The 7,847-nt window shown below is 68.1% G+C and carries 5 protein-coding genes and 1 rRNA gene; 4 read left to right on the top strand and 2 right to left on the bottom strand.

Annotated elements, in window-relative coordinates; genetic code table 11:
• The 4 genes from rrf (at position 1) to D7Y13_RS34700 (ending at position 6,149) form a co-directional block, all read left to right on the top strand.
• A 5S ribosomal RNA gene (gene rrf / locus D7Y13_RS34715) occupies positions 1 to 116 on the top strand.
• 542 nt (positions 117 to 658) lie between these two features.
• Positions 659 to 3,430: a serine/threonine-protein kinase gene (locus tag D7Y13_RS34710; RefSeq protein WP_120585831.1), complete on the top strand. Its 2,772-nt coding sequence runs from the start codon at positions 659 to 661 to the stop codon at positions 3,428 to 3,430.
• Between the two features lie 116 nt (positions 3,431 to 3,546).
• Positions 3,547 to 4,917, top strand: a complete 1,371-nt coding sequence (locus D7Y13_RS34705; protein ID WP_120537636.1) for a KamA family radical SAM protein — start codon at positions 3,547 to 3,549, stop codon at positions 4,915 to 4,917.
• Positions 4,917 to 6,149: a KamA family radical SAM protein gene (locus D7Y13_RS34700; protein ID WP_120585832.1), complete on the top strand. Its 1,233-nt coding sequence runs from the start codon at positions 4,917 to 4,919 to the stop codon at positions 6,147 to 6,149. The genes D7Y13_RS34705 and D7Y13_RS34700 overlap by 1 nt, the downstream gene beginning before the upstream one ends.
• Before the next feature lie 83 nt (positions 6,150 to 6,232).
• Here D7Y13_RS34700 and D7Y13_RS34695 read toward each other — a convergent pair whose 3' ends face one another.
• Complete coding sequence (locus D7Y13_RS34695; RefSeq protein ID WP_233595972.1) at positions 6,233 to 6,811, bottom strand: hypothetical protein; 579 nt, start codon at positions 6,809 to 6,811, stop codon at positions 6,233 to 6,235.
• A gap of 96 nt (positions 6,812 to 6,907) precedes the next feature.
• Positions 6,908 to 7,207 (bottom strand): hypothetical protein, encoded by a 300-nt coding sequence (locus tag D7Y13_RS34690; RefSeq protein WP_341870457.1) that lies wholly within the window; start codon positions 7,205 to 7,207, stop codon positions 6,908 to 6,910.
• Positions 7,208 to 7,847: the final 640 nt, after the last annotated feature.

The following is a 7,847-nucleotide window of genomic DNA, read 5'->3' as shown; positions in this document are numbered from 1 at the left end:
CCGGTGGCAATGTCGGAGGGGTCACACCCGTTCCCATCCCGAACACGGAAGTTAAGCCCTCCAGAGCCGATGGTACTCCGCGGGAAACCGCGTGGGAGAGTAGGTCGCTGCCGGATTCTTTTTGAAAAGCCCCTGGTGCCGCAAGGCGCCAGGGGCTTTTGTCTTTGCGGGCTGCGCCGGGCCTGGGCGCGCGGTGGGGATTTCCCGTCCGCTGCGTCCCTGCCTGCGATGGGCTCCCACGGACGACGCTGCGGGCGTTTTCGTTCGCCAGGTTCGCCCCTGGAGTCTTGGGCCGAGCTCGCGCTTGGCGGTGCGCTGAGGGGCTGATCGGTCGCACCGCGCTTGCGCTCCAGTGCCGGATCAAGGCTCCTGCCTCCCCATGCCCTGCGTTGAGGACGCGTCTGGCGGGCCCGTTTCGGGCCTTTTGGGGCCGTCGGGCGGTCCTCGTTTCCTCCCGGTTTTGCGGCGCTCTGGCGCCCTGGGGAGCGGGGTGGAGCGCTGCGGTGGCGCGCGGACGCCAAGTTCTCGGATTCCTTGGGGAATCGCGTCATCGTGGATGTTTGACCGCCGTTGCCGCAGGATCTAGAGTCTCTTCTCCCCCCGGTCTGCGCACCGCCTGCCGCGGTCCGTACTCGCCGGCGCCGGGCAGCCCCGCGAGATGAAGAAGCCGACCTTCTTTGGGAAGTACCTGCTCCTCGAGCGCATCAACGTCGGCGGTATGGCCGAGGTCTTCATCGCGAAGGCCTTTGGCGTCGAGGGCTTCGAGCGCATTCTGGCCATCAAGAAGATCCTCCCGACGATGGCCGAGGATGACGAGTTCATCACGATGTTCATCGATGAGGCTCGGATCAGCGTTCAGCTGAACCACGCCAACATCGTCCACATCCACGAACTCGGAAAGCACGAGGACACGTACTTCATCGCCATGGAGTACGTGGCCGGCCGCGATGTGCGCACGCTCCTGGAGCGCTACCGCCGCCGCAAGGAGATCATGCCCACCGCACAGGCGGTGTTCATCGTCTCCAAGATGTGTGAGGGCCTGGATTACGCCCACCGCAAGAAGGACGCGCGCGGTCAGGACCTGGGCATCATCCACCGCGACGTCTCTCCCCAGAACATCCTCGTGTCCTACGAGGGAGAGACGAAGATCATCGACTTTGGCATCGCCAAGGCCGCCAACCGTTCTCAGAAGACGCAGGCCGGCATCCTGAAGGGGAAGTTCGGCTACATGAGCCCGGAGCAGGTCCGGGGCATGCCCATCGACCGGCGCAGCGACATCTTCGCCGTCGGCGTGCTGCTGTACGAAATGCTCACGGGCGAGAAGCTCTTCGTGGGCGAGTCGGACTTCTCCACCCTGGAGAAGGTTCGCAACGCGGACATCCCGCTGCCTCGCGAGTTCAATCCGAACATCTCTGCGGGGCTGGAGAAGGTCGTCCTCAAGGCGCTCGCGCGTGAGCCGGAGGACCGCTACCAGTGGGCGTCGGACCTCCAGGAGGACCTGATGCGCTTCCTCCTCGCGGGGGACGCCATCTATTCGTCGAAGCACCTGTCCAGCTTCATGAAGGAGGCCTTCGCCGAGGACATGCTGCGTGAGGCGGAGAAGATGGAGCGCTACGCCTCCGTCGAACGTCCGGACCAGATCGAGCACTCGGGCGTGACGGTTCCGCCTCCGCCCGTGGCCCGCCCGACCTCGCAGAAGCGGTCTCCGGCCGCGGCATCCGGGTCTCCCGCGGGACGCGCTTCGACGGCGCCCGCGCAGCCCGCGCCTGGCTACATTCCTCCGCCGACCGCCGAAGAGCTGGCGGAGATGGATGGCGCCGCGGACAAGACGCAGATTGTTGATTCGACGCACACGCTCCGGCCCCCGGAGACGCGGATCGCCGACAGCAGCGTCGTGGTGGATGACAGCATCACGGGTCGGTCGGAGAACCCCATCGACCGGGCCGGCCACCACACCAGCGCGTCGCCCTTCGGGCGGGATGAGGGGAATCGCGGCAAGAACAAGAGCGGCCCCAAGTCCCAGGTCATCATCGGGGACGAGGGTGGCGAGGCCTATGGCGGCGCCACGATGATTGGCCCGGCGCCGACCGCGCCGCCGTCCCGTGGACGCGGTGGCTCCGCCGCTCCGGTGCTGGACCCGGAGGCAGAGGAGACCACGGGCAACATCACCGTTCCGGTGGGCTCCCGTCACAACGGGCTGCGTCCCCAGGCCCAGGCCGCTGACGCGGACGATGCCTACGACAACCCGGCGGACGAGTTCGGCGGGGACGGCCAGGACGACTACGACAACGGGGCGCAGGACTCCGAGGATCCTCGCTACGACGACGAGGCCGACGAACCCGCCACCCTTCCTCAGAAGCCCCTTAAGGCGGCCAAGGCGCCTCCGCCCGCCAAGGCCGCGGCCAAGCCCAAACCCAAGCCCCAGAAGACGGGAGCGAAGAAGCCCATCCCCAAGCCCGCCATCATCGGCGCTGCCGCGGCGGTGGCCCTTCTCCTTCTCGGTGGGTTGGTGTTCGCGGTGCGTGGCTCCTCCACGGGGTACGTCAACTTCGTCGTGAGGCCCATTGGCGCCGCAGTCCTGGTGGACGGGCAGCCGGTGAAGGCCAACGAGGTGGTGGAACTGTCCGCTGGCGTGCACCAGGTCAGCGCCTCCGCTCCGGACCACCAGCCGACGGCGCAGCAGGTGGAAGTCATGGCGGGCCAGGAGGCGACCGTCGTCCCCCTGGTCCTGAAGCCCAACGCCGCGCCGCCTCCCAAGGATCCGCCGCCCGCGACGCCTCCTCCGGTGACGCCGCCCCCTGTGGCTGAGAACAACCCTCCGCCGACGACGCCCGAGACGCCTCTGGACAAGCCCGTCGAGCCGCCGGCTCCGAAGACGTTCACCGCCTTGTTCGAAGGCCAGGACGGGGCGGAGATCTCGGTGGATGGCAAGTCCCTGGGGAAGGTCCCCGGGGCCCGGCTTGCCGACCTGGAGATTGGCAAGACGTACAGCTTCACGGCGAAGCGCGAGGGCTTCAAACCCTTCACGGGCCAGTTCAAGTCCTCCGGTGACGCCGAGGTGAAGGTCGCCTTCAAGCTGGAGGCGGTGCCCGAGCCGACGCCGACGCCCGAGGCTCCCACGCCGCCGAAGCCGAAGCCCCCCAAGCCCGCGCCTGTTGTCGCGACGCCGACGCAACCGAAGCCTCCCAAGCCGGCACCGAGCAACGCCGTGGGCAAGTTCGCCTGCAGCACGTCTCCCGCGGGTGCCCAGATCTGGGTGGATGGAAAGAACACGGGTCGGGTCAGTCCGGTCCCGCTGGGCAATCCGCTCAGCCTGCCCGTGGGCAAGCGCAAGGTCGTCTTCAAGCTCAACGGCAAGTCGACCAAGCCGCAGGTCGTCACCATCGAAGAGGGGAACGTCGCCAAGTTGATCAACGTCCCGGTGAGCTGAACGGGAGCGACCGACCAGAGGGCATCTTGTGCCCTCTGCGATTGTTGAGCAGGGATGTTGGGGGACGAGCTATGAGGCCTCGCCGCAGACGCTCCATTCGTTGAGGTGATGTGTTCATGAGCACGACGTCCAATCGAGGCAAGCCCGACGCTGGCCCCGCGCAGCAGCCGTTCACCTATCCGCTCCGCAAGGAGTTCGTGGAGCCCGACTGGCGGCGCATCCCGGGCTTCAAGGACGTCACGCAAGCGGAGTGGGAGAGCTCCGTCTGGCAGCGCAAGCACACCGTGAAGAACCTGCGGGAGCTGAAGGCGACGCTGGGCGCGCTGCTGCCCGACGACCTGGCCATGGGCATGGAGCTGGACCAGAAGGAGCGGGCGACGATGTCCATCCTCGTTCCGCCCCAGATGCTCAACACCATGAACCTGGAGGACCTGTGGCAGGACCCCGTCCGCCGGTACATGTTGCCGGCGCTCGCGGACCGCCGCACCGACTGGGCCAACCACCCGCGCGCCAGCCGTGACAGCCTCCACGAGGCGGACATGTGGGTCGTCGAGGGCCTGACGCACCGCTATCCGACCAAGGTGCTGGCGGAGATGCTGCCCACCTGCCCGCAGTACTGCGGCCACTGCACCCGCATGGACCTGGTGGGCAACGACGTGCCCCAGGTGTCCAAGCACAAGTTCGCGACGGGCCAGAAGGAGCGCTACGAGCAGATGCTGGACTACCTGCGCCGCACGCCCACCGTGCGCGACGTGGTGGTGTCCGGCGGCGACATCGCGAACCTGCCCATCCAGGCGTTGGAGCCGTTCGTCAGCGCGCTGATGGACATCCCGAACATCCGGGACATCCGGCTCGCCAGCAAGGGGCTGATGGCGCTGCCTCAGCACTTCCTCCAGGACAGCGTCCTGCAGGGGTTGGACCGTTTGGCGAAGAAGGCCGTCGAGCGCGGCGTGGACCTAGCGCTGCACACCCACGTGAACCACGCGCAGCAGCTTACGCCGCTGGTGGGCAAGGCCGTCCGCAAGCTGCTCGACATGGGCTTCCGCGACGTGCGCAACCAGGGCGTGCTGCTGCGGGGCGTGAACGACAGCCCCAAGGCACTGCTGGACCTGTGCTTCACGCTGCTCGACCACGCGAAGATCCTGCCGTACTACTTCTACATGTGCGACATGATCCCCAACAGCGAGCATTGGCGGCTGTCGGTGGCGCAGGCGCAGAAGCTCCAGCACGACATCATGGGCTACATGCCGGGCTTCGCCACGCCGCGCATCGTCTGTGACGTGCCGTTCGTGGGCAAGCGGTGGATCCACCAGGTGGCGGAGTACGACCGCGAGCGCGGCATCTCCTACTGGACCAAGAACTACCGCACGAGTGTCGAGGCGAACGACCCCGAGGCACTTGATCGCAAGTACGAGTACTACGATCCCATCGACACGCTGCCGGAGTCCGGTCAGGCGTGGTGGCGGGAGCAGCCGAAGGCCGCGTGATGGATTCCTCCGCAGTCGCGTCCGCGCCCGGGGTCGCGCGTCCCTCGGTGAGTGCCGAGGGGCGGGTCCGCCTGTTTCCGTCCGCCACCGATGCCGAGTGGGCCGACTGGCGCTGGCAGCAGCGACATGCGGTGCGCAACCTGGAGCAGTTGGAACGCTACGTCCGCCTGACCCCCGACGAGCGCGCCGGGGTGCAGGAGACGTCGTCGCTGTTCCGGGTGGGCATCAGCCCCTACTACCTGTCGCTCATCGATCCCGACCACGCGTCGTGTCCGGTGCGCATGCAGTCCATCCCCGTGCGGGCCGAGGCCCGCGTGCGGCCCGGCGAGCTGGAGGATCCGCTCGGCGAGGACAAGACGCGCCCGGAGGAGTGCATCGTCCACAAGTATCCGGACCGGGTGCTGTTCCTGGCCCTCGATACGTGCTCGGTCTACTGCCGTCACTGCACCCGGCGCCGCATCACCAAGGGCGGGGAGGCGGAGCTCACCAAGGACCAGATGCGCCGGGGCATCGACTACGTCCGCAACCACCCGGAAGTCCGCGACGTGCTCATCTCCGGCGGCGATCCGTTCCTGCTGGGCGAGGAGCGGCTGGAGTCGCTGCTCGCGCCGCTGAGCGAGATTCCGCATGTGGAGATGATCCGCATCGGGACGCGGGTGCCGGTGGTGCTGCCCATGCGGGTGACGGATTCGCTCGCGCGGCTGCTTCGCCGGTATGCGCCCGTCTACGTCATCACCCACTTCAACCACCCGAAGGAAGTGACCCCGGAGGCCCGGGAGGCGTGTGAGCGGCTGGTGGACCATGGCGTGCCCGTGGAGAACCAGGCCGTGCTGATGCGGCAGCTCAATTCGGACGCGCGGATCATCAAGGAACTGTCCCACAAGCTCCTGCGCAGCCGCGTGCGGCCGTACTATCTGCACCAGATGGACGTCGCCGAAGGGTGCGAACACCTGCGCACGCCCATCGCGAAGGGGCTGGAAATCCTCCAGCAGCTTCGTGGCCACACCACCGGGCTCGCCGTGCCTCACCTCGCGGTGGACCTTCCGGGTGGCGGCGGGAAGGTCACCCTGCAGCCTGACTACGTCATCGAGCGCGGGGAGCGGGAGACCCTGTTCCGCAACTACAAGGGCGAGACGTACGCCTACCCCGAACCGGAGGAGACCGACTGCTCCTGCCCGTACGATGCGGTGTGGCAGGCCCGTTCGCGGGAGCTGTCTTCAGCCGGCCGCTGACGTCCGGGCATCCCGCGCGCTTCGTGCGCACGGGATGGCAAGTGGCCCGTTGAAAGGCTTCGCCGCGTGCGCGCGGCGGAGGGTTACCGGCTGCGACGGGACTTCGACGCCTTCCGGCTGGACGGGGCCGGGGTCTCTTCCACCATCTTCGCGATGTCCATGGGCGGGCCGGACTCCAGGCTCGCGTCGACGTCGACGGACACCTCCGCCCCCTCCGTGGATTCCATCTCCACGGGCTCCGCGTCGCTGAAGCCCTGCTGGATGTGGACCTCCTGGTCGCCCGCGGCGCGCTTCTTCTCCTCGGCTTCCTTGTCGGCCTTGGCCTTGTCCTCGAGCCGCTTGGCCTCGTTGGCGGCGCGCGCGTTGTCTTCGGGCGACATCCTCGCCGTGTAGCCGGCGTACTCCTTGGCGGAGATGCCGTGCTTCTCCATGACCTTGGCGGCTTCCGCTTGCTGATCGCGGATCGCTTGTCCGCGCTCCGCGTTGCTCATTTCCGACGACTTCCGGTTGCCGTAGGCCGCCTCCACCTTCGTCTGGGCCGCGGCTTCGTCACGGCGGATGGCCGCCACCTTCTCGGGCGACAGGCCTTCGTCCTCCGCGAGGACGGGCGTCGCCAGCAGGAGCGATGAAGCAGCGAGGAACAGGGGGAGGCGGGTGGTCATGGCGAGGCTCCTGAGTCGGACCCATCATAGGCATGGAGCAATGGGGGACGCATGGGCGAGCGTCTCCCGGCGGGCGGTTCCCTTACGCCTGGGGCTTCAGCCCGCCTGGCACCGCGTGCAGCCGTCTCCGGCGCCCGCGCACTGCTCGCGGGCCTTCGCGCAGCGCGGCGGCAGGTCGTCGCGGTCCGCGTTCCGATCCACCAGGCCACAGAGTTGCTCCGCCGTGGCGCAGGTCTTCGCGGAGACGTCGCACTGCTCCGCGCAGTCCAGATCGTCTTCCTGCTCACGGGCCCGGAGTTCCTCCAGGCGCGCCGTGACAGCGTCGATGGCCGCGTCGTCGTCCCCGGCCACCCGGGTGTCCACGTGCTTCGCGCAGCCCGTCAGCCCGATTGTCACGACGAGGATTGCCAGCCACGTCCCAGTTGCTCGCATGCCCTACCCATATGCGTCCGCTCCTGGCTCCGTCCAGTCACCCTGACGCGTGGGAATGCGCCTTCCAGCAAATCGGGGCGTCGACGTGTGGTCCTGGCCCGGCCCGTCAACTGGAGGCTTGGGCGGGGCCCTGTGCGCGCGTGGCGGGCGCATGGCATTGGCTCCAGGCTTCCTCCATTCATCTGACGCGAGGGCCGCGTCTGACAGGGGTTCGGGGGCGTGTGGCGTCCTCGCTGGCGCCCCTCGGATCACCTGACGCGAGGGCTGCGTACGCCAGTGGTTGGGGGCATGAGGCGTCCGCACTGGCGCCCTTCAGATTCCCTGACGCGAGGGTTGTGTCCGCCAGCGGTTCGGGGGCGTGTGGCGTCCGTGCTTGGCGCCTTTCAGCCACGTCGCTGCTCGGGCAGGGGCCTCCAGGATGGCGGTGTGTTGTGGCGTGGGAGGCCGTCCACTTCCCGCTGCCCATCCCGTCACGCTGCCCGCGCGAAGCGGGCTCGCCAACGGTTCGGTGCGCGGATCGCTCCGCAGGCTGGCGGGTGACTTTGGGGAACTGCGGCGCTCGGGGGCCTGGGGGGCGTTCCCTCCGGGAGGGGCTGGCTAGCGG

The organism is Corallococcus praedator, from assembly GCF_003612125.1.
Lineage (GTDB): Bacteria > Myxococcota > Myxococcia > Myxococcales > Myxococcaceae > Corallococcus > Corallococcus praedator.
Note: the sequence above shows the minus strand (reverse complement) of the source record. Positions and strands in the feature narration are given on the sequence as shown.

Excerpts from the sequence above, each read along its gene's own strand:
- D7Y13_RS34695 (WP_233595972.1), bottom strand. The coding sequence starts at position 6,811 with ATGACCACCCGCCTCCCCCTGTTCCTCGCTGCTTCATCGCTCCTGCTG.
- D7Y13_RS34710 (WP_120585831.1), top strand. The coding sequence starts at position 659 with ATGAAGAAGCCGACCTTCTTTGGGAAGTACCTGCTCCTCGAGCGCATC.
- D7Y13_RS34705 (WP_120537636.1), top strand. The coding sequence starts at position 3,547 with ATGAGCACGACGTCCAATCGAGGCAAGCCCGACGCTGGCCCCGCGCAG.
- D7Y13_RS34700 (WP_120585832.1), top strand. The coding sequence starts at position 4,917 with ATGGATTCCTCCGCAGTCGCGTCCGCGCCCGGGGTCGCGCGTCCCTCG.